The organism is Flavobacterium sp. KBS0721, from assembly GCF_002007065.3.
In the GTDB taxonomy this organism is placed as follows: Bacteria; Bacteroidota; Bacteroidia; order Flavobacteriales; family Flavobacteriaceae; genus Flavobacterium; species Flavobacterium piscis.
Genome location: NZ_CP042170.1, coordinates 2,800,108 through 2,824,119 on the forward strand (window position 1 = coordinate 2,800,108; position 24,012 = coordinate 2,824,119).

Consider the following 24,012-nt stretch of genomic DNA (forward strand, 5'->3'; position numbering starts at 1 on the left):
AAATGGCTACTTTTTCAGTAAATAACATTGCGATAAAAGGTATATCTTGTTGCGTTCCAAAAAATACGGAACGCAACATTGATTTAGATATACTAACACAAGAAGAAATTCAAAAATTCATTGATGCCACCGGAGTTGAAGAACGACGCATAGTAACTAAGGAAATTTGTACTTCTGATTTGTGCTGTGAAGCTGCTGAAAAATTAATAAAAGACTTAAACTGGCAAAAAGAGGAAATAGAAATAGTAGTTTTTGTTTCGCAAACTGCAGATTATATTTTACCTGTTTCTGCTGCAATACTTCAGGACAGATTAGGATTGTCTACTAATTGTATTGCTTTTGATGTGCCGTTAGGATGCTCCGGTTATGTTTACGGAATATCGATAATAGCCAGTATGATGAAAGCAACCGGTATCAAAAAAGGATTGCTTTTGGCTGGGGATACAAGCAGCAAATTGCTTTCGAAATCTGATAAAAGTACAATTCCGCTTTTTGGTGACGGAGGTAGTGCAACAGCATTTGAGCTGGATGAAGAAGCCGATAATCTGCTTTTTGATTTAGGTACAGACGGTTCAGGTTATAAAGCTATTATGGTACCAGACGGAGGATCAAGAAACAGAATAAATCAAGATTCTCTTAAAGTAGTCAATATCGAAGAAGGAATCAGTCGCAATGCCTGCAATTTGGTTCTTGACGGAATGGACGTTTTTGGTTTTGGAATTTCGCAGGCTCCTAAAACAGTAAATAAACTTATCGAGAAATTTGAAATCGATAAAGATGCTATTGATCATTTTGTATTTCATCAGGCCAATTTGATGATGAATAAAATGATTGTTAAAAAATTAAAATTACCTGTAGAAAAAGTTCCTTATTCATTAAAAGGGTTTGGAAATACCTCTTCTACAACAATTCCTCTCACTATTGTAACCGAGTTAAAAGAGAGTTTGGCAAATAACAACAAAGATCTTATAATTTGTGGTTTTGGAGTTGGGTTATCCTGGGGAACAGCAAAAATAAAGCTGGATAATGTTGTGATTTCAGATTTGATAGAAATATGACAAAAAACGTAAACTACATAGACGAAGCGGTTTATCAAAAAGAAAAATCTTTGTTTCTGGAGGAATCCTGGATACTTGTTGCGCATAAAAACGAATTAGTAAACAATAATGATTTTGTAACTTTTGAGTATTTTGGAAATAAAATATTTGTTCAGAATTATAATGGTACAATAAAGTCTTTTCAGAATGTATGTTTGCACCGATTTAATACAATACATGAAGAACCTTATGGAAACAGAGTTTCATCATGTTTGTATCATAACTGGACGTACGGAAAAAAAGGCAATGTTATTGGTTTGATGTGCCGTAACTCATTCGAGAAAGACAATATCAATGAATTGAGGCTTAAAGAATATGAAGTGGATTATTGCGGTGATTTTGTTTTTATAAAATTAAACGATACACTTGATAAAAATTTAGAAGAATATCTCGGTAATATATTTGTTCCGTTACAGGAAATTAGCACACATTTTGGATCCAAAACAATCGATTATACAATTGAGCATAAAGTAAACTGGAAACTTCTGGTTGAGAATGTTTTGGAGTGTTATCATTGTACTTCGGTACATGAAAATTCATTTGCAAAAATGGGATTTGGCTCTATAGCTCCTGAAAAATTCGATTTTTTTGATGCGCACAGTTGGTGTGAGTTCCCAAAAGGAGAAAGCGCCAAACAAAATAAAATTATCGAAAAATCGCTGGCAAGCCGAACCTTTAAAACACAAGGATATTTGCATTTTTACATTTATCCTAATGCTTTTATAAGTTCTGTAGAAGGAAAAGGATTTTATTTTGGTTTTATGTTGCCTGAATCTCCTTCGAAAACAAATTTAAGAGTGCGTTATTTCTCTCCCAAATTTGATAAAGATTTAAGCGAATCTGAACAAAATATTATTGATTTTATTAATAATAGTACCAACGAATCTTTGGATTTAGTTTTAAATGAAGATAAAAAAATAGTAGAAAATATTCAGACGAATCTTGTAAATTTTAAAGACAGCTCGCCAATATTTGGTGATGAAGAATTTAGAATTTTAAAGTTTTACGAGTATTTTAATGCTAAAAAAGAATTAAAAGAGATATAATGAACCCATTTGATTTATCAGGAAAAAAAATAGTAGTAACCGGAGCATCTTCAGGTATTGGATATGAAACCTGTTTGGCCATAGCCAGACAAGGAGGGACCTTTATTGCCATTGCAAGACGTCAGGATTTTCTCGAAAAGCTAATTGAAGAATGCGGAAGTGAAAATAGTTTTATAGCCGCAGATTTATCCAAAATAGAAGATATCAAAACGATTGTTGATTCAATCGAAAATATTGACGGTGTCGTTCATTCAGCCGGAATAGTGTCATTGGCACCGGTAAAATTTTATTCAGAAGAGTTGATGAATGAAATGAGAAGCATCAATTTTGACTCGATTGCTTATCTGATTAATTTGATATTCAAAAAGAAAAAAATAAATAAAGGAAGTTCGATTGTTTTGGTTTCCTCCATCGCCGGATTGTTCGGGATGAAAGGAAACGGAATTTATGCAGCAAGCAAAGGCGCATTAATTGCCATTTCTAAAGTCTGGGCTGCTGAATTTGCTGCTAGTAAAACACGTGTAAATTGTGTTTCGCCAGGAATGGTTAAAACCGAAATAACTTCAAAATCGATCGAAGATTTATCTTTAGAAGTTATTCAGCAAGATGAAAAAAAATATCCATTGGGGTACGGAGATCCTGTTCAGGTGGCCAATCCTATTGTTTTTTTATTGTCTGAAGCAAGCAGCTGGATAACGGGCCAAAATATAGTTTTAGACGGAGGAAGAACATCAACGATATAATTCTGACAATGAAAGCGAATATAAAGGCCATTTCCTATTATTTACCCGAAGCTATTTTATCTAATGATTTAATTCATCAGGAATTTCCTGAATGGGATATCGAAAAAATTAGCTCTAAAACGGGGATTAATTCGCGACATATAAGTGCCTCGGATGAATTTTCATCTGATATGGCGGTTAAAGCTGCCGAAAAGTTATTTGAGGAACACAACATAGACAGATCTACCATTGATTATTTATTGTTTTGTACTCAAAGTCCGGATTATTTTTTGCCTACAACAGCCTGTATTATTCAGGATAAATTAGGTCTGGATACATCAATAGGAGCATTAGATTTTAATTTAGGATGTTCCGGCTTTGTATATGGTTTAAGCTTGGCAAAAGGTTTGATTGCAGGAGAAATGGCAAAAAATGTTTTACTAATCACCTCAGAAACCTATTCGAAATTTATTCATCCAAAAGATAAAAGTAATAAAACAATTTTTGGAGATGCTGCTGCAGCTACATTAATCACTAGCGAAATAGGTTTTTGTTCTATTGGTAATTTTGTTTTTGGTACAGACGGAAAAGGGGCAGAAAACCTGATAGTAAAACAAGGTGGTATGCGCTTTCCTGTTTTGGATGAAAATGAAGATATTGAAGATGAATTTGGAAACGTGAGAAATGATAAAAATTTATTCATGAACGGAACCGAAATTTTCAATTTTACCGGCGAATTTGTTCCAAAACTTACTGAAGCAATTTTAGAAAAATCAAACTTAGCAAAAGAGGATATCGACTTATTTATTTTTCATCAGGCAAATAAGTACATGCTCAATCATTTGAGAAAAAAAATAAAAATCCCAGAAGATAAATTTTTTATTGCGATGGAACATTGCGGTAATACGGTTTCATCTACTATTCCGATTGCTTTGTACGAAGCTCAAAAACAACAAAAACTAGCAAATGCAAGCAACTTTATATTGGCCGGTTTTGGTGTAGGGTATTCGTGGGGAGCCTGTAATTTAATCATAGAATAATGAAGAATTTAATCATAATAGGAGCAAGAGGATTTGGCCGTGAGGTTTATGATCTTGCCACACAATGCTCAGGTTTTAATATTGAATATGTTATAAAAGGCTTCTTGGACGATAAGGCAGATGCACTGGACGGTTTCGAAAATTATCCCGCAATCATTTCCTCTGTAGAAGATTATAAAATTCAGGAGGATGATGTTTTCGTTTGTGCTTTAGGAACCGTAAAATGGAAAAAATATTACGCTGAATTAATAATGGCAAAAGGAGGTTCGTTTATCAACTTAATTCATCCATCAACAAAATTAAATACAAATGCTGTTGTTGGTACCGGTTTACTGGTGTTTATGTATGCCAATATCAGTAATGACTGCATAATTGAAGATTTTGTTACAATACAAGGATATGTTGGTTTAGGGCATGATACCAAAATTCGCAAATGGGTTCATGTGAGTTCTTATTCATTTACTGGCGGTTTTGTTGTGCTTGAAGAAGAATCAACACTTAATACCCGCGCCACGGTATTGCCTCATGTAATAGTTCGCAAAGGAGCAACCGTTGGTGCAGCAAGTCTTGTTATTAGAAATGTAAAAGAAAACACTACAGTTTTTGGAGTTCCTGCTAAAAAACTCGAATTTTAAAACTACTAAATGTAATAATATTCCTATATTAATCGTTTAATGTAAACTTTTAATATAAATAAGAATAAAATTGAGTAGTAAGAAAAATGTTTTAATGATTTGCTCCTGGCTTGATTACAAGTTAAGATTAGGAAGTTTCTTTATGGAACAGGCTTTAATATTAAGTAATGATTTTAATTTTATCCTGATAAATTTCAGGCCAATTAAATTTAAAATTAAAAATTATAGGAAAATTTTTAAGATTGAAAAAAATACTTATGAAGATAAAGTAACAATCCTGTATTTATATTATCCTTCGTTTAAAATTTTAAAAAACAATTACTTTTCAAAAGTAATTGAAAAAAAGGCCTTCAGGGTTTTACATCAATATTGTAAGAAGGATAAAATTGAAATTGATTTAATTCATGCACAAAGTATTTTCGATGCAGCATTTTGGGCTTTAAGTTATCACGAAGAATATAAAACGCCCTATTTGCTTACAGAACATAACCAATTTACATTGAGAAACGTAAGCAAACAGAAGATAAAAAAAATTGATGCAGTTTTAAAAAAATCTAAATTTAATTTAGTTGTAAGTGACGATCTGGTAAGGCAATTTGCAACAAATTATTTTTTTGGAGATTTTATTAATGTTGGGAATGCAGTAGATGAAAAGATATTTAATAATTGCAACAGAACTAAAAGTGAGTATTTTGAAATTATAACAGTTGGAGCTTATGCACCGATAAAGAACCAGATTAAAACATTAAGAGCGTTGCAGATTATTGACAATTTAAATTACCAAAAAATTAAGTTTACCTGGATTGGTATAAATGCCTGGGGAACTGATTGTATGGAAGAAGTTAATAATTTAGTTCGAAGTTTTCAGTTTAAAAATATACAAATCGAACTTGTAGAAAGAGCTTCAAAAGAACAAATTGTTGCTGCTTTACAAAAATCAGATGTTTTTGTTTTTACAAGTCTTTGTGAAACCTTTGGAGTGTCTCCTTTAGAAGCGTTATTTACAGGTTTACCCGTAATTACGACTCAATCAGGTGGCGTTAATGAATTTATTACTAAGGAAAATGGTATTATTGTACCCGTAAAGGATTTTAAGGCAATTGCAGAAAATATCCTAAAAATACTGAATAAAGAACTTCAATTTGATCACGAATCAATATCTAAAAATGCAATTTCAGGATTTGGTGTAAAAGCATTTAGGGAGAAAATGATTCCAATATATAATAAAAGTATCGCTTCGTGATATTTCAAAAAATAAATACAATCTAATATGAGAGATCAGAATACCATTATTTCAAGTTGGATAAATAATGACACAAAACCATTTGTCAGCATTTTATGCGATACCTTTAATCATGAAGGATTTATTCGTGAAACCTTAGAAGGTTTTTTAAAACAGGAAACAACATTTCCTATTGAAATAATTGTACATGACGATGCTTCTACAGATACTACAGCGGTTATTGTAAAGGAATTTGCAGAAAAATATCCAATTATTATTAAACCCATTTTACAAACGGAAAACCAGTACTCTAAAAAAGTTAATTTTTGGAGCGATCTCACCTTTCCTATGGCACAAGGAAAATACATTGCCTTATGCGAAGGAGATGATTATTGGATTGATCCATTAAAATTGCAGAAACAAGTTGACTTTTTAGAAAATAATAATGAATATGTAATAACATGGACTGATTATTTTAATAAAAAGGGAGCTGAACTAGTGCCTAATGATTTCAAAGAGACTTTGCCATCTGTGTACACGATTGATTTTGATACGATTTTTCAGCCCTATTGCACATTAACACTAACTAGTGTTTTTAAAAAGGATGCTGTTGATCCCTTAGATTATAAAAAATTTAAATACGGTAAGGATAATACGCTTTATGCGTTGGCACTTTGTCACGGAAAAGGTGCTTTTATGAATTTTCAGGCCGCTGTTTACAGGTTGCATCCAGGAGGTGTGTTTTCTTTAAAATCTACTTTTTTTCAGCGTTATTCCTCTTATCTTAATATAAAAGAGATTTATGATAATATTCCGCAAGCCAGAACAAAAAATATAGAAAAAGTGATGGCTTCGTTGTTAAAAGCTTCTGCATTTGAGGCTTTAAAATTGCGTAAAACTAAAGAGTTTCAAAATAGAGAGGAACCTAAAAAAGCAATCAGTGAATTTTTAAATAAAGCCGGCTTATCTTTAAAATTCAAATATTTTTTGAAATATATAAAATCAGGATTTTAAAATTCTTATCGTCCAAATAAAGATTTAAAATATAAAAGCATTCGGTCAAAAAGGCTTATTTTACGAAATAAAGTCTTTTCGTTTTTGCTTAAATGCTTATAAAAAGCAATATCAAACGAGCTGGCATTTCGAATAGTACGCACCAGAACTTTATTGATATGTTTTTCCAGCAAGTTTTGATTAAAATATCCTATTTTTTCATTCTGCGAAAGCAAAACTTTTGAGGCATTAATTGTCTCGATAATCTCTTGAGGAGAAAGCTTTTTTTGTAATGAAACTGCATTTAGGTAAAAATCAATTTTTGGATCTGCAGGATTTATTTCAAGAGCATTTAACTGATTTATTTTGACTCTCTTTACAGATCGGTTTACATTATCGATTTTTGTTTTACTGATATTGTTATCGTGTTGTCTGTAATTTAGCAGAGATTCAGGTATATTATAGAAATTCGTCTTAGCTAATAATCGGCTCCATAAATCGTAATCTTCAGCAGGAACAAAATCATTATCAAATTTTAGGTCACATAAAATCTCTTTTTTAAACATCACAGTTGGGTTACCAATGTTACAACTGTGTAAAAAAGATACTTTTATTGCGTCATGATGGGTACTGTGTTGTATTGTCTTATTTTTTTGTGATCCAAAAAAAGTAAAACCTGTACCGCAGACTCCAATTTCAGGATTGTTTTTTAATACTGCTATCTGCTTTTCAAAACGTGTTGGTATTGCAATATCATCCGCGTCCATTAAGGCAATAAAAGCACCTCTTGCTGCGCTAATTCCTTCATTCCTAAGGTTTGCAGGACCTACATTCTGTTCCTTATCAATAATAATTATTCGATTATCTTTAGACTGAATTTTTTTGATGATCTCTAGACTTTCATCTGTAGATTTGTCGTTTAATATTATAAGTTCAAAGTCTGAGAATGTTTGATTTAGGATACTTTCAATGCTTTCTTGCAAAAAAGGAGCAGCGTTAAAAACAGGAATTATAACAGAAATTTGAGGAATTTGCATAGTTTTGCACGGTTTTTGTTTCAACATGGCAAAGATAATATTTAAGTTAAAATTATCTTAAAGAATCAGCTGTAATTTTATAGATAATTTCGGAATGTTTTTATCTTTGTCCTAACAAAATTAAATAAATGAAAAAAATCCACGTAGGCTTTTTATTTTCTTATGATTACGAAAAACTAAAAATTTCAATCCCTCTTGTATATAATGATGCTGATGCTATCTTTTTAGCAGTCGATGAAAAATTCAGGACTTGGTCTGGTGAAATTTTTGAGGTTGATGATCAGTTTTTCGAGTGGATAAAAACATTTGACACCCAGAATAAAATTACAATTTATCGGGATAATTTTTATGTACCTGAACTTTCGGCTATTGAAAATGACAATAGAGAACGTCACATGCTGTCTTTGAAAATGGGAATCGGGAATTGGCTCATACAAGTAGACAGTGATGAATACTTTTTGGATTTTAAAAAGTTTGTAAAAGATTTAAGAAAATACGATAGCTTTTTAGACAATCCTGAAAAAAACAGAATACAGATTGCTGCTTTTTTAATTAATATGTTTAAGTATACTGATGACGGTTTATTATATGTAGATAAAGTTACCAGAGGTCTTATGGCAACTAATTATCCTGATTATAAGGTAGCACGAAATACACGTCAGCGAATTATATATACGCCAAACGTATTGTGGCATGAAACGCTCTCCAGAACATCTGAAGAAATAGAGTATAAATTTAAGAATTGGGGCCACAATGACGAAGTAAACGTAGATGCATTTATGCAAAAATGGAAGCTGGTTAATAAAAGCAATTACAAAGAAATGCGTGGTTTCTTTTACATTGAACCAGAAAAGTGGAACCGCTTAGAATTTGTAAGTGGTAATACTATAAATGAAATCATCAAAAATTTTAATGGAGAAAAATTAGTCCCATCATCTTTTTATATTTGGAAAAAAAGTTTTGGACAATGGTTTAAGCATTTATTTAAAAAATAGATTATTTCAGGATTTCATTATAAATTTTCAAATATTCAGAAGCTGCAATTTTCCAATCGAAACTTGCAGCTCTTTTTTTCAGCAGAATTTCTAATTCATTTTTATTAGAGTTAAAATGATCTAATCCGTCAAAAAGAACAGCTTTCATATACTCAGGATCAAAATTAGTCCAGTAAGTTGCAATATCTCCACCAATTTCGGGTAATGAGGTTTTGTCTGATAAAAATACTGGCTTACCAAAACTCATAGCTTCAATAGGCGGTAAACCAAAACCTTCTCTTATAGAAGGGAAAAGGAAAGCAGTACAGTTTTTCATGAAATATTGTTTAGCCTGATCGCTAACCTTACCGGTTAAAAAAACTTGATTTTGTAAGCCATTATCATCGATTAGTTTTCTAATCACGGAGCCGTACTTTTTACTATTATTTCCTGATATGATTAAATTATGATCTTTTATTAATTTCATCATATTGATAATCGAAGCATAATTTTTACGTTCAATAAAATCACCAATAGTATAGAAAAAGGGTTTGTCAACAGGAACAGTACTTGTAAAGTCTGAAGTGTCTAATAAAGTTGATATAGGATTTCCGTTATGAATTACATATTCAGGGACATTTGGAACTTTAAAATAATCATGCGTTTGTTTTTTGGCAAACTCAGAAATATAGGTAATGGCATTTGCTCTTTCTAATTTATCGAGAAATAAGCGATTTCGTTTATGATTCATATCCGATGATATTTCTTCAACAAAATTTACATCATGGATAGTTAGGAGATAATTTGTACTTGTTCGCGGTTCTAATTTAGAATTTTGATTAACCGAATGCCATAAATCAAATTTATCCATAGGCCTGAAATATTTGTATCTATGAAATGATCTGTATTTATGATATTCAAATTTATTTCCAAATTCATTTTTAAGCAAATCTGGTTTGCCGGAATTAAGATGAAGTTCGAGATTGTCAAAAGAAAGCTGCTGCAAGCCTTTAATAAGTTCATAGTTAAAAGTTCCTAAACCAGTAGCTCTGTTATTTATATTATGAGTTTCTAAAAAAACACTTTTCTTTTGTGACATTCTTTTTTCTTTTTTTTACGAAAATACAATAATAATTTGAAGTGTTAAATCGTATATGTACTTTTGTTCCTTATAAAAAGCTACTAATGAATTTTAAAGTAAATCCTCTTTTCGAAAATAATACTCCTTTAATCCTGGATACAATTAAAAAATTTAATTCTTCGGGCGAACTTTTTGGGAATGGAGATCGCAATAAAATAAAATTATTTGATTTAGACGGAAAAAAGATTAATATTAAATCGTTTAAAATTCCGAATATAGTAAACAAAATAGCATATCGTTATTTTAGAAAATCAAAAGCAAAACGCTCTTTTGAATATGCCATGATTTTATTAGAAAAAGGAATTGGAACTCCGCAACCAATTGCATTTCTTGAAAATTTTAATATCGTGGGTTTAAAAGACAGTTATTATGCAAGCGAACATTTGGTAACTGAATTGACTTATAGAGAATTGGTTGAAATTCCGGCTTATCCTGATAACGATCTTATTTTAAGACAGTTTACAAAATTCACTTTCGACCTTCACGAAAAAGGAGTTGAGTTTTTAGATCATTCTCCCGGAAATACCTTGATTAAGAAGAATGAAAACAATACCTATAGTTTCTTTTTGGTCGATTTAAACCGAATGAATTTTCACGAAAATATGAGTTTTGAGCAGCGTATGAATAACTTTAGCCGCCTAACGCCTAAAAAAGAAATGAATGCTGTAATGAGCAACGAATATTCAAAGTTCTACAAAGAAAAAACAGAAGATGAAATTTTTGAAAAAATGTGGCAGGCAACTACTCATTTTCAGGAAGAATTTGCCAGAAAGAAAAGATTGAAAAAGAAACTTAAGTTTTGGAAATCTTAGTTTTTGATCTTAGCTTTTTAAGCTCCTGAAAACGTACTGAAACGCTCAAAGCATTTAAGTAACAAATAATAAGACCTTTTTTTCCGTCCAAAATTCCTAAGCGAATGATATATTGGTTCAGAAATTGATAAACTGGTCGTATGTAAAAATGGAAAAATTGGGGTTTCGTTTTTTTTGCTAATTCTTCCTGCGCTTTTAATTGCCCATAAAGAATCATTTTTTGTTTATAATCACCATAACCGGAATAAGAATAATGTATTAATTTGTTCTTTAATTTTCCGATGGATCCGTTTACGATTAATTTTTCGTGTACAATTTTTTCATAATTATAATACGCCTCTTCTTTTTTAAACAGACGGATGATTTTATCTGTTTGCCAGCCGCTGAAACGCAATTTTTTATTCTGGAACATAAAAGTTCTATACATAAAATAGGCTGAAACACTATTTTGCTCATTAATAATAGTATTGATTTCCTTTTTAAGGTTAGATGTAAGTCTTTCATCAGCATCAATAAAAAGAATCCATGAATTTGTTGCTAAACTTAACGCATAGTTGCGTTGAGAAGCAAAGTCATCAAAAATTCGTTGAGCAACTTTTACATTTTTAAAAGAAGAAGCTATTTCAAAAGTAGCATCTGAACTAAAAGAATCCACGACAATAATTTCATCGGCGAAAGCCAAATGATCAAGAACAGCTTTTATATTGTGCTCTTCATTATAAGTAATAACCAATGCTGTTAAAGCTTGTTCTTTAAACAAAGTCATTAGATCGAATTGCTTAAATTTTGATTTACAAACGATTCTATTTGAGCTGTAAAATATTCAGGCTTAAATTCTTTGTATAATGACAAAGATTCATTTTTAAGCATTTTTTCAGTCTTTTGATCAAATAAATCGGCGCGATAATCTTTTAAATGTACAGATAGATGATGAATTCCGTCTTCAAAAGTTGCCCAGATTCTTTTTTCTATCCAAGGAGAAAAAATAATAAATGACGGTTTTTGCAGTGCTTTTGCCATATTTATAGCACCGCCATCATTTCCTATAATGAGATCACATTGATTCATAATAGCAATAAACGACCGAAGATCATCGCCTAGTAAATCAAAATATATTTTTTCCTGAGTTGAAGGTTTACACGCATTAAAAATCGTTTGGGCATCTTCTAACTGCTTTGGGAAATAATTAAAAAGAATATTTACATTGGCGTTATCCGCAATATAATCAACCACTTTAGACATGAATTCTAAAGGATATGTTTTTAATTTTTCGCTTCCTAAAAGACTAATCATGACTGTTTTGCGGTCCTTTTGAATATTATGCTTTTCAAAAAGAGCAATTGCTTCCTGATTTTCCTTTTCAGAAACAAACAATTTAGGAACTGGATCAATTTTTATTTTTAAATCTAAAGGTTCTAATAAAGAAAGACGTCTTTCTATTGCCAAACCTAAATTAGTTTTAGGAAGAGCTTCAAACGGAACATTATCAGTATAAAGGAAGTTTCTGCCTGGCTTTTTATAGGAGATTTTTTGTTTGGCATTACTTAATAGTACCAAAATCCAGCTTTCTAATTTTGAATAAGCGTCAATCAATAAATCATACTTTTCTTTTCGAATCTGAATTCCAAGCTTAAGTAGCTCTTTTTTACTTTTCCGATGCTTTTCTTCAAACAAAATAATATTGTCAATACTTGTGTTGCCTTCTAAAACCGGAGTTGTCGAAGCATAAACCAAATAATCTATCTGAGCATCAGGATATGCAGCACGCAAATTATTGCATATAATACTGCTAATCAAAACATCGCCAATCATTTTTTGTTGAATTACAAGTATCTTCATATAGAAAGCTTAATCTTATTTAGAGTCTACAAATTGAAGCAAAAAAAATCCAAATTCCAATCTTATCAATTGGAATTTGGATTTTAATATATTGTAATCTTAAATTTAAACTGCAACGTCGTATTCGCGAAGTGCATTATTTAATGATGTTTTTAAATCTGTAGATGGTTTACGTGTACCAATAATCAGGGCACATGGTACCTGAAATTCACCGGCAGCGAATTTTTTAGTATAACTTCCAGGAATTACAACTGAACGTGCAGGAACAAAACCTTTCATTTCAACAGGCTCATCTCCGGTAACATCGATAATTTTTGTAGAAGCAGTCAAACAAACGTTAGCACCAAGAACAGCCTCTTTACCTACGTGCACACCTTCAACAACAATGCAACGAGAACCAATAAATGCACCATCTTCAATAATTACAGGAGCAGCTTGAAGGGGTTCTAAAACACCACCAATACCAACACCACCGCTTAAGTGTACATTTTTACCAATTTGAGCACAGCTACCAACAGTTGCCCAGGTGTCAACCATAGTTCCTTCATCAACATATGCACCAATGTTTACATAACTTGGCATCAAAATAACACCACTTGATATATAAGCTCCGTAACGTGCGACCGCATTTGGTACCACACGAATTCCTTTTTCAGCATAACCTCTTTTTAGTAACATTTTATCGTGATATTCAAAAATACCAGATTCCCATGTTTCCATTTTTTGAATTGGAAAATACATCACAACAGCTTTCTTTACCCATTCGTTTACTTGCCATTTGTCACCAACTGGTTCAGCACAACGTAATTTTCCGGCATCAACCAATTCTATCACTTCTCTGATAGCATCAGTTGTAGTAGTTTCTTGTAATAAAGCTCTGTTTTCCCAAGCTTGTTCGATTATAGTCTGTAAAGAATTCATAAGTTTTAATTTTTGGCAAAGATAACGTATTTGTACAAATGCAAAAAGGTAAAAGCTTTTGAAAATGTTACAGATTTAACTTTTTGTTTTTAATTTGATAAATAAATATATTGTTCTATTAAGTTAAATTTTGAGAAATAGTGCCATCAAAAGTTTTTTTAATGTCAGAATATGACAATAGTCAGGTTTTGACTTTTTTGTTCTAATTAATTTCGCATCACGAATTTCTCCAAATATAAAAGAGAAATTAAAATACCATTCCAAAACAAATTATATAAGCAGCAAGACATGAATCAGGAAAATCAACTTCAGGGACAAAGAACTATTATTGATAAAGAAGTCTCATGGGACAAAACTCAGGTCATTATGAGCAAAACAAATGCTTTTGGTATTATTGAATATGCCAATGAAACCTTTGTTGATGTTTGTGGTTATGAAGATTATGAACTAATGGGGCAACCGCACAATATTATTCGTCACCCGGATATGCCACGAGTAATTTTTAAAGTGCTTTGGGAAAATCTTAAAAATGGAAAAAACTTTCATGCTATTGTAAAAAATCTTGCAAAATCAGGAAGATACTATTGGGTCATTACCGATTTTGAAATTTCACGAGATGAGAATGATGTTATTGTAAATTATTTTGGAAGACGTCAGGCGGTACCGCAAGAAGTTATTGCATTGCATATAGAGCCTCTTTATAAAAAACTTTTACAGATTGAGGCGGCAAGCGGAATGGAGTTTAGTGAAAAATACCTTATTGGGTTTTTAGAAGAAAAAAAGAAAAGTTATGTTGAATATATTAAGGATCTGATTTTTGAACACGAAAAAGGTCATGCAAAATTTGCTCAATTTGAAGAACGAGTAGTTGTAGACGAAGAGGAAGAAGAGGAGGAAAGGGGTTTCTTTAAAAGATTATTTAATAGATAGTATTTACTTTTTTTAGGTTTTGAATATTTGGGAAAAAAGTCCGTTTTGAAAACTCAAAACGGACTTTTTATTTAAAGTGCTAATTTGTTATAAATGATTCTTTCATTGAAAGATTGTATATAAGCTTTTACGAATTTTTCGTATTCTTTAATTTTAGATTTGTCTTTATTAATTAAATTATCTTTTAATAAAACGTCTTTTTTCCAGTTGTAAAAGCCAATAGTCTGGTTATTTGCAAAAGCCAAATAATAGTCGTCTTTAATATAATGGTACGTTCCCTGAAGATAATATACCACAAAGTTGTTCTTGGATTTATAACTTTTTCCAAAGCTGACCATATCAGTTTTAATGTTGAGATAATCTAATATACTTGGCATAATATCGATTTGTTGGAAGTTTTTTTCATCAACACCTACTAATTCAGGATTAGAAGGATCGAAAAATAAGATCGGAATTCTAAATTTTCCAATATTGGTTTGATCAGCTTCCTGATCGCCTCCAGCCGATGTATGATCAGAAGAAATTACAAAAAGAGTGTTCTTGTACCACTTTTGTTTTTTTGCAGTTTCAAAAAACTTTTTCAATGCATAATCGCTATAAGCAATACTTTCCTGAATAACAGTCGTTCCTTTAGGAAATTTTCCTTTATATTTTTCAGGTATAATATAAGGATTGTGAGAAGAAATAGTAAATAACGAACTGAAAAAAGGCTGTTTAAACGATGATAATTTCTGGGCATAGAATTGTAAAAATTCTTCATCGAAAATTCCCCATCGTCCGTCAAATGCTTCTTTACCAGTGTATTCGTCTTTCCCGAAATATTGATCAAATCCCGCAACTTTGGCATATTGATCAAAGTTTTGACTTCCGTTGAAAGCACCATGAAAAAAGGAAGTTTTATAACCTTGTTCTTTAAAAATTTTCGGAAGACCATTTATTTTGTTTAAAGAATAACTTGAGGTGATAAACGAATTATTCATTAAACTGGGAATACTCGAAAGTATCGAAGGAACTGCGTCGATAGATACTTTTCCGTTGGCAAAGCCATTTTTAAAATAATATGATTTTGTGATAAGCGAATCTAAAAAAGGAGTTTGTCCGCGTTTGATGTTTTCATTACCAAAGCTTTCTAAAATCAAAATCACCACGTTTTTTTTGATAGCCGGTTTGTTAGGCTTTAATGAAATAACGGGATCGTATATGGTTTTTAATTCCTTTGTATTAAAATAAGTAATATTATCAATATCTTCTTTTTTTGTTATAGTTTTTAAAATAGTAAAAGGCGTATTCAATACTAAAGCAGTATTGCTTAAGGCACCGTATTTAATTCCATCAACAATTTTTATAGGTTTTTTTTGCAGTCCTCCACGTCCCAAAATCAATAAAACTACAATTGAAACGATTAAATAGCTAAATTTTAAGAAATAGTCTTTTTTAGTTAAATCTTGTCGTGTTATGTTTTTATTCAAATTAGGAAGTAATTTCCAGAATAAGATGCTAATAGCAATAAAAATAAGCCCAATGTACCAAAACTCTGATAAAAATGAAGGTATGAGTCCTATTGCTTCCTGCTCCATACCTTTGGCAGTTATCATACAAAAAGTACTTCTTCTTGAAGTAAAGCGATAGTAGATAATATCAATAAAATTAGTAGCAATAAAAATAAGATTAACAGAGTAAAAAGTAATCTTAAGTATACTTTGATACAGACTATTATATTTAAAATTCCCTGGAAGTAAGTGAGCAACCAAAAAAACAATATTCAAATAACTGACAGCGGCCAAATCAAATAAGATTCCTCCTGTAAAAGTTTGAAGTGTAAAATCACCAAACAAATCTAAATTCATAAAATAAAATAGAGCTCTGCTTAACTGGTAAATTATAACGATGAGAAGAAATCTTTTAAAAAATAAGGCAATACATTGTTTGTAGTTATTCATTGGCGAATTAATGTTTTTTTAATTTTTTTACGTGTGCCTTATTTCTTTTAAATACATGGTATTTAATTGTTTAAAACATACGTGGAATTTGTCGCAAAAGAACTTATTTTTTTTTAAATTATGAAATAATAAACAACATTTTTCTGATTAAAAAGATAATATGTTAATTTTGTATGTAATAATGTAAAATATGGCCTGTATTATAAGGGCTTGTTTAAGAAATTAAAATACAGAGATTATTTTTTAAGTTATTAATTCCTTTCTATCTTTGTTTAAAATTGGAAAAATGCCAAGAATTCTCTCTATAGATTACGGACAAAAACGAACAGGAATTGCTGTTACTGACGAAATGCAGATTATTGCATCAGGTTTGACCACAATTCCAACTAATACTTTGATCGATTTTTTGAAGGATTATTTTTTAAAAGAAAAAGTAGAGACTGTTTTAATTGGCGAACCCAAACAAATGAATGGGCAGCCGTCAGAAAGTGCTGCTGTGATTAAAGGATTTGTTACTCATTTCTCTAATATTTTTCCGGATATGAAAGTGGTTCGCGTTGATGAACGCTTTACTTCTAAAATGGCATTTCAAACTATGATAGATAGTGGATTAAGCAAAAAACAACGACAAAATAAAGGATTGATTGATGAAATTTCGGCTACGATAATGCTTCAGGATTATCTTTCATCAAACCGTTTTTAATTTTTGAGCTTTGCAATTCTCAAACCTTATTTTTTAGTAAAAACATAACTTTTATCATGTGATTTTAGTTTTTTTTTGCAATTATAAAAAGTACCTTTGCACTTTAAATACAAATTACTGTTATGCCTGACAATACAATACGTTCCAATAGTGAAGTAGTGCTTATTGGAGCTGGAATTATGAGCGCAACTCTTGGATTAATTTTAAAAGAGCTGCAACCCGATATAAAAATTGAAATTTATGAGCGTTTAGATGTCGCTGCTGCTGAAAGCTCTGATGCTTGGAATAATGCAGGAACAGGACATTCAGCTTTTTGTGAATTAAATTACACCCCAGAGAAGGCTGATGGAAGTATCGATCCTAAAAAAGCAATAAGTATAGCAGAATCTTTCGAGATTTCTCGTCAGTTTTGGTCTTATTTGGTACAAGAAAATAAAGTACCATCTCCAGATAATTTTATTAAAAGTGTCCCTCATATGAGTTTTGTGTGGGGAGATAAAAATGTCGAATACCTTAAAAAGAGATTCGATGCTTTACAAAGCAATCCTATTTTTTCTCAAATGGAGTTTAGTACTGATTTTGAGAAACTAAAAGAATGGATGCCGCTTGTCATGGAAGGCAGAGAAGCTAATGAAAAATTAGCCGCAACCCATATGGAAATTGGTACCGATGTAAATTTTGGAGCTTTGACCAGAAGTATGTTTAATTATTTAGAAAAACTAGATGGTGTTTCTCTATATTTTAATCATGAAGTAAAAAAATTAAGACAACGCGAAGATAAATCATGGAGAATTAAAATCACTGATTTAACAACAGGTCAAACAAGAAAAGCATACACCAAATTTGTATTTATTGGTGCTGGTGGAGGTTCATTGCCTTTACTGGAAAAAGCAAACGTTCCTGAAGGAAACGGTTATGGAGGTTTCCCGGTAAGCGGGCAATGGCTAAAGTGTACCAATCCTGAGGTAATTGCTAAGCATCAGGCAAAAGTATACGGTAAAGCAAGTGTAGGAGCGCCGCCAATGTCTGTTCCGCATATCGATACACGTGTGATTGATGGTGAAAAAGCATTGTTATTTGGACCTTTTGCTGGGTTTTCGACTCGTTTCTTAAAGAACGGATCTTATTTAGATTTACCGTTATCCATAAAAGCAAATAATTTAATTCCGATGTTATCAGCGGGATTCCATAATATACCTTTAACAAGATATTTAATTGAGCAGGTTCGTCAGTCTCCAAAAGACAGAATGAAAGCTTTACGCGAATATTTACCTTCTGCACGTTCTAAAGACTGGAAATTAGAGAAAGCAGGACAACGTGTTCAGGTAATTAAAAAAGATGAAAAAGAAGGTGGTGTTTTAGAATTTGGTACAGAAGTAATCAATACTCATGACGGAACATTAGCGGTATTATTAGGAGCTTCTCCCGGAGCATCGACTGCAGTTGCTATTATGATCGATTTGATTGGCAGATGTTTTACCAATCAAATTAAAACACCGGAATGGGAGGCAAAAATGAAAACTATGATCCCTTCTTACGGACAAACTTTAAATGATAAGCCGGAGCTTTTAGCAGAACTTAGAAAACATACTTCTGAAGTTTTAAAACTAAATAACTAAGCTCAATTTTTATATTATAAACACAAATCCAGATGAATTAATCTGGATTTGTTGCTTTAAATTCTTCTGTAATTTTTAAAATCTTTTCGGCCAGATTACTCATCCAGATCAATTGCTCAATGACCATTTGAGCTTCCTGCATTTTGGCTTGGCGCGTTTCTTTATCAAGTTCCTCATCCTTAATTAAGCGCGTAAAATTAACGCGTTTGAGCTCTTCGAATTGTAATGTTACATCTTCTTTATCAAAAAAAGTATCCGTTAAAATAGTTTTATTTCGTAAAATAGAAATCGAATGATCTAAGTTCGAAAGTATTGTTTTTATAATATAATTAAATGATTCAGAAGCTGATGTTGTCTGGTGTGATTGGATGTAAGTTGATAATGATGCTAAAGCAGATAATATCGAATGATTTAAAACCACCAGTTTGTTGACTAATGGCAACGTTTTCTGTTTCGATTTTGGCTCCTGCATCATACGCTGAAAAGAGGTCATTAAATTACCAATTTCAACAAAAGCATTTTTTCTTGCCAATCGGTATGAAGTAGGGATCTCGCCTTTTTTATTATAAAAATCAGCAATTTCCTTAAGATAATTTCTATTGGCTTTAATTGAGTTTTCGATATGGATAGGGGTATTGATAAATTCCCAGGCCGGCCATAAAAACTGATTGGCTAAAAAGGCTAAAGTGGCTCCGGCCAATGTGTCTAAAACACGAAACTGAATAACTTCGACAACATTAGGAGTTAGTATTCCATAAATAAAAACCACATACATTGTAACAAAAGTGGCACTTATTTTATAATTGATCTGCGTAAAAGAAATCCCTAAAAGCATACATACAATAGATAATATACTTAGCGCCACATGATTCTGTATTACAGATACAATTCCAAAAGCTAAAAGACCTCCAAGGATGGTCCCGAAAATTCTGTTATAAGAGCGTTCTTTGGTCAAGCCATAACCTGGACGCATAATTACTACAATGGTCAATAAGATCCAATAGACGTTTTGAAAAGCTAAAAACTGTCCGATAGTAAAACCAATCAAAATCGTGATGGTTAACCTTACGGAATGCCGGAAGATAGAAGACGAAAAACTTAAATTTTCAATTAAAGTGCGCAACGGGTAATATTGGGGAGTTAAGAATTTTTCTAATTCTTTATCTTTATCCTTTAATTTAAAAGACTGCATGGCAAGCGAGAAAGCGCGTTGGATAATTTTGATTTTCCCAACCTGATTCTTAGCATATTTTAACATATTGGTCAGCATCAAAACTCCTTCTGCAGCTTCTTCCCTTCCTAAAGTTTTTTCATAGTCAAAAATGGCAAATTCAAGCGCATCAAGTTCATTCTTCAAATCATTTTTATCAACATACACACTAATATTATGTACGTTTTTAGAAAGCTTTTTTAATGTTGATGCCAGTTTATAGGCTACATTTTGATATGTTCTTAGAACATCAGGATGTTTGGCAAATTTTTCGTGAAGTTTGCTGTGATCAAAAGAGGTGTACAAGGCAAGTTCCTGAATCTCAACCAAAGTGATAAATACAAGAAGCATTTTTCGGTTTTGACTTGTAGTTCCAGATGCATTTTGATTGCCAATAAGCATTCGTCGTAAATCCTCGTGAATTAAATTAAGATCGACCTGTATCGCAAGTTGTTTTTCGATAATTTTCTGGCGATTGGCTTCCGGACTCCATAAATCACCTCTTAATTTCAAATATTTGGCGGTTAGTTTTATGCCTTCGGCAATTTGTAATTCAACATATTTATAAGGTTGCACAAAATGAAAAACCAACGACACAATTAAATACAATATTCCGCCAATAAATATAAAACCTGAATATTCAAAAGCATCCCAGCCTTCATGCAAATGTCCAAATGATAAAGTAATAGATAATAAAGCAGAGAATGATACCAAAGTAGCACGCTGCCCGTACACAGAAATCATCGAACATAAAAAAAGTAAAAATCCTAAAAAAGGATAAAATAAATAAGGATAGGGATACGCCAGATTTACTAATAAATTCACGCCTGACACTATAAAAGACGCCACAATAAGACCTTTTATTTTATGAGATAAAGAGCTGGGAACATCGCTGGGATAGGTATAGAAAGCTCCTAAAGCAATTGTAAAGCCTATTTCAAAATGACCTAAAAAATTCAAAATTATAACTGGAACAACAGAAGCAATAGTTACTTTAGAGGCGTTTAAAAAAGAGGTACTGTTAGTAAATTTCGAGATACGATCAAACATTATGGTACGGTTTACAAACAAAAGTACGAATTGTACGAATTAATTTGGCATAATTATAGATGAGATTTAAGAAGAAAGTAAAAAATGTGATATAATATATCTTTAGAATTATTCATTGACTATTTTTTACTATTTTTGCCAGCTGAATTATGAGAACTAAATTCAGGAGTTTTCATTACATAAAATATTAAAAAAACACAAATGATTTTACCAATTGTAGGATATGGTGATCCTGTTTTAAGAAAAGTGGGTGAGGTAATTACGCCGGAATATCCAAACTTAAAAGAAACAATAGCAAACATGTATGAAACCATGTATAACGCTTACGGAGTAGGACTTGCTGCACCACAAGTGGGTATTCCAATTCGTTTGTTTGTTATTGATACAACTCCTTTTAGTGATGATGATGATTTATCTTCAGATGAGCAAAAAGATTTAAAAGGTTTCAAAAAAACTTTTATCAATGCTAAGATTGTGAACGAAGAAGGTGAAGAATGGAGTTTTAATGAAGGCTGCTTAAGTATTCCTGACGTTCGTGAGGATGTTTATAGAAAACCAACCGTAACAATAGAATACTGCGAAGAAGATTTTGTAGTAAAAACAGAAGTTTTTGATGGTTTGATCGCAAGGGTTATTCAACATGAATACGACCATATCGAAGGTATTTTGTTTACCGATAAAATATCATCTTTGAAAAAAAGATTGATTCAAAAGAAATTAAAAAATATTACCGAAGGCAAAACGTTTCAGGAATATAGAATGAAATTTGCTGCTGCTAAAAAAGGGAGATAATTGATCTGAGAAATTAGAATCAATAAAATATAATAAATCAAATTCTTAATACTAATTTTAATAAACATGAATTTAGAGAAAATTTTAGCCATTTCTGGGAAACCAGGTTTATATGTATTGAAAGTGCAAACTCGTACAGGCTTTGTGGCAGAATCATTGACAGACGGAAAAAAAATTACTGTTAACTTAAAAAGTAATGTAAGTTTATTGTCAGAAATTTCAATTTATACTTACGATGGAGAAAAACCATTGACAGAAGTAATGCAACGTATTGCTACTAAGGAAAATAAAGGTCAGGCAATTTCTCATAAAGAAGATAATGCTACATTAGCAGCTTATTTTAAAGAAATTCTTCCTGATTATGATGAGGAAAGAGTTTATCCTTCTGATATTAAAAAAGTATTAAACTGGTACAATACACTTCAGGCAAAAGATTTAGTAAGTGATTTGGCTCCTGCTGCTGCCGAAGCTGCAGAGGAAACTCCGGTTGTTGAAGAAAAACCAAAAAAAGCGCCTGCTGCTAAAAAAGCAAAAGCAAAAAAAGAAGAATAGCGGTTAACTGCATTCAAATATATTAATCCTGTTAAGATGTTTTCTTGGCAGGATTTTTTACTTTTACAATTACTTGTTACAATCCCAAAAAAATCATAAAATGAGCAAAGAACTTCAACTTAAAGCCTTCGAACGATTATTAATTATTATGGATGAACTTCGTGAGCAATGTCCGTGGGATAAAAAACAGACTTTGCAAACGCTAAGACATCTTACTATCGAAGAAACTTATGAGCTGGGAGATGCTATTTTAGATAATGATCTAAATGAAGTAAAAAAGGAACTGGGTGATTTGCTGTTACATATAGTTTTTTATGCAAAAATTGGCTCTGAAACTAACGATTTTGATATTGCAGATGTTTGTAATGAAATTTGTGATAAACTAATTCATCGTCATCCTCATATATATAGTGACACTGTTGTTAAGGATGAAGAAGAAGTAAAGCAAAATTGGGAAAAATTAAAGTTGAAAGAAGGTAAGAAATCAGTTCTGGAAGGCGTTCCAAGAAGCTTACCGGCCTTGGTCAAAGCTAGCCGAATTCAGGATAAAGTAAAAGGTGTAGGGTTTGATTGGGAGGAGCCACACCAAGTTTGGGATAAAGTACAGGAAGAATTAGAAGAGTTACAAGTTGAGGTAAAATCAGGTGATCAGGATAAAATTGAGGCTGAATTTGGTGATGTTTTATTCTCTATGATCAATTACGCAAGATTTCTAAATGTAAATCCTGAAGATGCTTTAGAACGCACGAATAAAAAATTCATTAAGCGTTTTCAATATCTCGAAAGTAAAGCCGGAGAATTAGGAAAACCCTTAATGGATATGACTTTGGCAGAAATGGATGTGTTTTGGAACGAAGCAAAAAAACTATAATTATTCGGCTATTTTTTTTAATGCTTTAATGTTTTTAAGCATGATTTTTTTACCTACTAATTCAATTAGGTCCAACTTGTTAAAGTCGGATAATAATCGGATGCAGCTTTCTGTAGCGGTACCTATTATTCCACCTAATTCTTCTCTTGTAAGTTGAACTTTTAAAGTTTTATCAGCATTCTCACCAAAAGAATCATGCAATTGCAATAGTGTTTCGGCCAAACGTTGTTTTACGGTTTTTTGAACTAAAGCTATTTTGTCGTTTTCAGATTCTTTCAAATCTTCACAAACAGATTGCATCAGGTTCATTGAGAACTGATTGTTATTGTTAAAAAAGTGTAATATTTCAGTTTTAGGAATAAAACAAACTTCCATATCAGCAACTGCTTTTGCTGATAAATTTGCAGGTTCATTACTAATCATTGAGCGCTGGCCCAAAAGTTCACCTGATTGTACTAATTTTACAATCTGATCTTTTCCGTTTGCACTTAATTTAGAGAGTTTTCCAACACCATCTTTTATGCAAAAAACGCCATTAGTAACTTCACCTTCTTCAAAAATGGATTCTCCTTTTTTTATTTTATAGGTGGTCTTGCTATTAGCCAATTTTACAACTTCATCTTTATTAAGTGCTTTAAGAGAAGAAAGCTGTCGTACGATGCATTGATCACATTTATTCATGGCAAAAAATATTTACTGCAAAATTAACTATTATTCGCTTTAGTAGGCATTATTATTCGTAAAAAAAACGCCGAAAAAAAAGAATATTGTTATTTACCTGTTTTATTTTGTTAAATTTAGAATTCGATTTCGTGATAACATGATAAATATCATTTTTATCATCTCTAGTTTTTTTAACATTTGTG

23 protein-coding genes are annotated in these 24,012 nt (G+C 31.6%); 15 read left to right on the forward strand and 8 right to left on the reverse strand.

Annotated features, from left to right (window positions below):
- Window positions 1-2: 2 nt before the first annotated feature.
- From B0M43_RS12315 to B0M43_RS12345, 7 genes are all read left to right on the forward strand, one after another.
- Window positions 3-1,058 (forward strand): ketoacyl-ACP synthase III, encoded by a 1,056-nt coding sequence (locus B0M43_RS12315; RefSeq protein ID WP_078008136.1) that lies wholly within the window; start codon window positions 3-5, stop codon window positions 1,056-1,058.
- Entirely contained in the window at window positions 1,055-2,143 is a 1,089-nt protein-coding gene (locus B0M43_RS12320) for an aromatic ring-hydroxylating dioxygenase subunit alpha (RefSeq protein WP_078008135.1), read from the forward strand. Before B0M43_RS12315 ends, B0M43_RS12320 begins: the two co-directional genes overlap by 4 nt.
- Window positions 2,143-2,886 (forward strand): SDR family NAD(P)-dependent oxidoreductase, encoded by a 744-nt coding sequence (locus B0M43_RS12325; RefSeq protein ID WP_078008134.1) that lies wholly within the window; start codon window positions 2,143-2,145, stop codon window positions 2,884-2,886. The genes B0M43_RS12320 and B0M43_RS12325 overlap by 1 nt, the downstream gene beginning before the upstream one ends.
- Window positions 2,887-2,894: 8 nt before the next feature.
- Window positions 2,895-3,905 carry a ketoacyl-ACP synthase III gene (locus tag B0M43_RS12330; RefSeq protein ID WP_078008133.1) on the forward strand — a complete coding sequence of 337 codons (1,011 nt, stop codon included), beginning with the start codon at window positions 2,895-2,897 and terminating at the stop codon, window positions 3,903-3,905.
- Window positions 3,905-4,540 carry a sialic acid O-acetyltransferase gene (locus B0M43_RS12335; protein ID WP_078008132.1) on the forward strand — a complete coding sequence of 212 codons (636 nt, stop codon included), beginning with the start codon at window positions 3,905-3,907 and terminating at the stop codon, window positions 4,538-4,540. Before B0M43_RS12330 ends, B0M43_RS12335 begins: the two co-directional genes overlap by 1 nt.
- Window positions 4,541-4,610: 70 nt before the next feature.
- Window positions 4,611-5,783, forward strand: coding sequence for a glycosyltransferase family 4 protein (locus tag B0M43_RS12340; RefSeq protein WP_123921834.1), 1,173 nt, complete (start codon window positions 4,611-4,613; stop codon window positions 5,781-5,783).
- A gap of 27 nt (window positions 5,784-5,810) precedes the next feature.
- Complete coding sequence (locus B0M43_RS12345) at window positions 5,811-6,776, forward strand: glycosyltransferase (protein ID WP_078008130.1); 966 nt, start codon at window positions 5,811-5,813, stop codon at window positions 6,774-6,776.
- A gap of 5 nt (window positions 6,777-6,781) precedes the next feature.
- Here B0M43_RS12345 and B0M43_RS12350 read toward each other — a convergent pair whose 3' ends face one another.
- Window positions 6,782-7,792 carry a glycosyltransferase family A protein gene (locus B0M43_RS12350; RefSeq protein ID WP_168199937.1) on the reverse strand — a complete coding sequence of 337 codons (1,011 nt, stop codon included), beginning with the start codon at window positions 7,790-7,792 and terminating at the stop codon, window positions 6,782-6,784.
- A gap of 128 nt (window positions 7,793-7,920) precedes the next feature.
- Here B0M43_RS12350 and B0M43_RS12355 point away from each other — a divergent pair, with 128 nt between their 5' ends.
- On the forward strand, window positions 7,921-8,787 hold the full coding sequence (locus B0M43_RS12355; protein WP_078008128.1) for a hypothetical protein: 867 nt from the start codon (window positions 7,921-7,923) through the stop codon (window positions 8,785-8,787).
- 1 nt (window position 8,788) lies between these two features.
- Here B0M43_RS12355 and B0M43_RS12360 read toward each other — a convergent pair whose 3' ends face one another.
- The gene (locus B0M43_RS12360) at window positions 8,789-9,865 is read right to left on the reverse strand and encodes a glycosyltransferase family 1 protein (protein ID WP_078008127.1); all 1,077 of its coding nucleotides are present in this window, start codon (window positions 9,863-9,865) and stop codon (window positions 8,789-8,791) included.
- Between the two features lie 86 nt (window positions 9,866-9,951).
- Here B0M43_RS12360 and B0M43_RS12365 point away from each other — a divergent pair, with 86 nt between their 5' ends.
- Window positions 9,952-10,719, forward strand: coding sequence for a Kdo domain containing protein (locus B0M43_RS12365; RefSeq protein WP_078008126.1), 768 nt, complete (start codon window positions 9,952-9,954; stop codon window positions 10,717-10,719).
- Here the strand turns inward: B0M43_RS12365 and B0M43_RS12370 are convergent.
- The 3 genes from B0M43_RS12370 to B0M43_RS12380 all read right to left on the reverse strand — a co-directional run bounded on the left by B0M43_RS12370 (window position 10,700) and on the right by B0M43_RS12380 (window position 13,479).
- Window positions 10,700-11,485, reverse strand: coding sequence for a glycosyltransferase family 2 protein (locus B0M43_RS12370; protein ID WP_078008125.1), 786 nt, complete (start codon window positions 11,483-11,485; stop codon window positions 10,700-10,702). The two genes, B0M43_RS12365 and B0M43_RS12370, sit on opposite strands and share 20 nt — an antisense overlap.
- A complete protein-coding gene (locus B0M43_RS12375; RefSeq protein WP_246860228.1) occupies window positions 11,485-12,558 on the reverse strand; it encodes a glycosyltransferase family 9 protein in 1,074 nt (357 codons plus the stop codon). The genes B0M43_RS12370 and B0M43_RS12375 overlap by 1 nt, the downstream gene beginning before the upstream one ends.
- 105 nt (window positions 12,559-12,663) lie before the next feature.
- Window positions 12,664-13,479, reverse strand: a complete 816-nt coding sequence (locus tag B0M43_RS12380) for a 2,3,4,5-tetrahydropyridine-2,6-dicarboxylate N-succinyltransferase (RefSeq protein ID WP_026982140.1) — start codon at window positions 13,477-13,479, stop codon at window positions 12,664-12,666.
- 288 nt (window positions 13,480-13,767) lie between these two features.
- Here B0M43_RS12380 and B0M43_RS12385 point away from each other — a divergent pair, with 288 nt between their 5' ends.
- Window positions 13,768-14,409 (forward strand): PAS domain-containing protein, encoded by a 642-nt coding sequence (locus B0M43_RS12385; protein ID WP_065447897.1) that lies wholly within the window; start codon window positions 13,768-13,770, stop codon window positions 14,407-14,409.
- 71 nt (window positions 14,410-14,480) lie between these two features.
- Here the strand turns inward: B0M43_RS12385 and B0M43_RS12390 are convergent, their stop codons facing one another.
- On the reverse strand, window positions 14,481-16,256 hold the full coding sequence (locus tag B0M43_RS12390) for an LTA synthase family protein (RefSeq protein ID WP_246860229.1): 1,776 nt from the start codon (window positions 16,254-16,256) through the stop codon (window positions 14,481-14,483).
- 379 nt (window positions 16,257-16,635) lie between these two features.
- Between B0M43_RS12390 and ruvX the strand changes: the two genes are divergently transcribed.
- Window positions 16,636-17,052, forward strand: a complete 417-nt coding sequence (gene ruvX / locus B0M43_RS12395; protein WP_078008444.1) for a Holliday junction resolvase RuvX — start codon at window positions 16,636-16,638, stop codon at window positions 17,050-17,052.
- Between the two features lie 122 nt (window positions 17,053-17,174).
- Window positions 17,175-18,671, forward strand: coding sequence for a malate:quinone oxidoreductase (locus B0M43_RS12400; RefSeq protein ID WP_078008123.1), 1,497 nt, complete (start codon window positions 17,175-17,177; stop codon window positions 18,669-18,671).
- Between the two features lie 37 nt (window positions 18,672-18,708).
- On the opposite strand, the gene B0M43_RS12405 is transcribed toward B0M43_RS12400, so the two are convergent.
- Complete coding sequence (locus tag B0M43_RS12405; RefSeq protein WP_078008122.1) at window positions 18,709-20,931, reverse strand: FUSC family membrane protein; 2,223 nt, start codon at window positions 20,929-20,931, stop codon at window positions 18,709-18,711.
- A gap of 201 nt (window positions 20,932-21,132) precedes the next feature.
- On the opposite strand from B0M43_RS12405, the gene def reads away from it, so the two are divergent.
- The 3 genes from def to mazG all read left to right on the forward strand — a co-directional run bounded on the left by def (window position 21,133) and on the right by mazG (window position 23,146).
- Window positions 21,133-21,723, forward strand: a complete 591-nt coding sequence (gene def / locus B0M43_RS12410) for a peptide deformylase (protein WP_065447901.1) — start codon at window positions 21,133-21,135, stop codon at window positions 21,721-21,723.
- Window positions 21,724-21,789: 66 nt separating this feature from the next.
- Window positions 21,790-22,275 (forward strand): DUF5606 domain-containing protein, encoded by a 486-nt coding sequence (locus B0M43_RS12415; protein WP_078008121.1) that lies wholly within the window; start codon window positions 21,790-21,792, stop codon window positions 22,273-22,275.
- 100 nt (window positions 22,276-22,375) lie between these two features.
- Window positions 22,376-23,146, forward strand: coding sequence for a nucleoside triphosphate pyrophosphohydrolase (gene mazG, locus B0M43_RS12420; protein WP_065447987.1), 771 nt, complete (start codon window positions 22,376-22,378; stop codon window positions 23,144-23,146).
- Here mazG and B0M43_RS12425 read toward each other — a convergent pair whose 3' ends face one another.
- Entirely contained in the window at window positions 23,147-23,827 is a 681-nt protein-coding gene (locus B0M43_RS12425) for a Crp/Fnr family transcriptional regulator (RefSeq protein ID WP_065447903.1), read from the reverse strand. It abuts the gene before it with no gap.
- Window positions 23,828-24,012 lie beyond the last annotated feature (185 nt).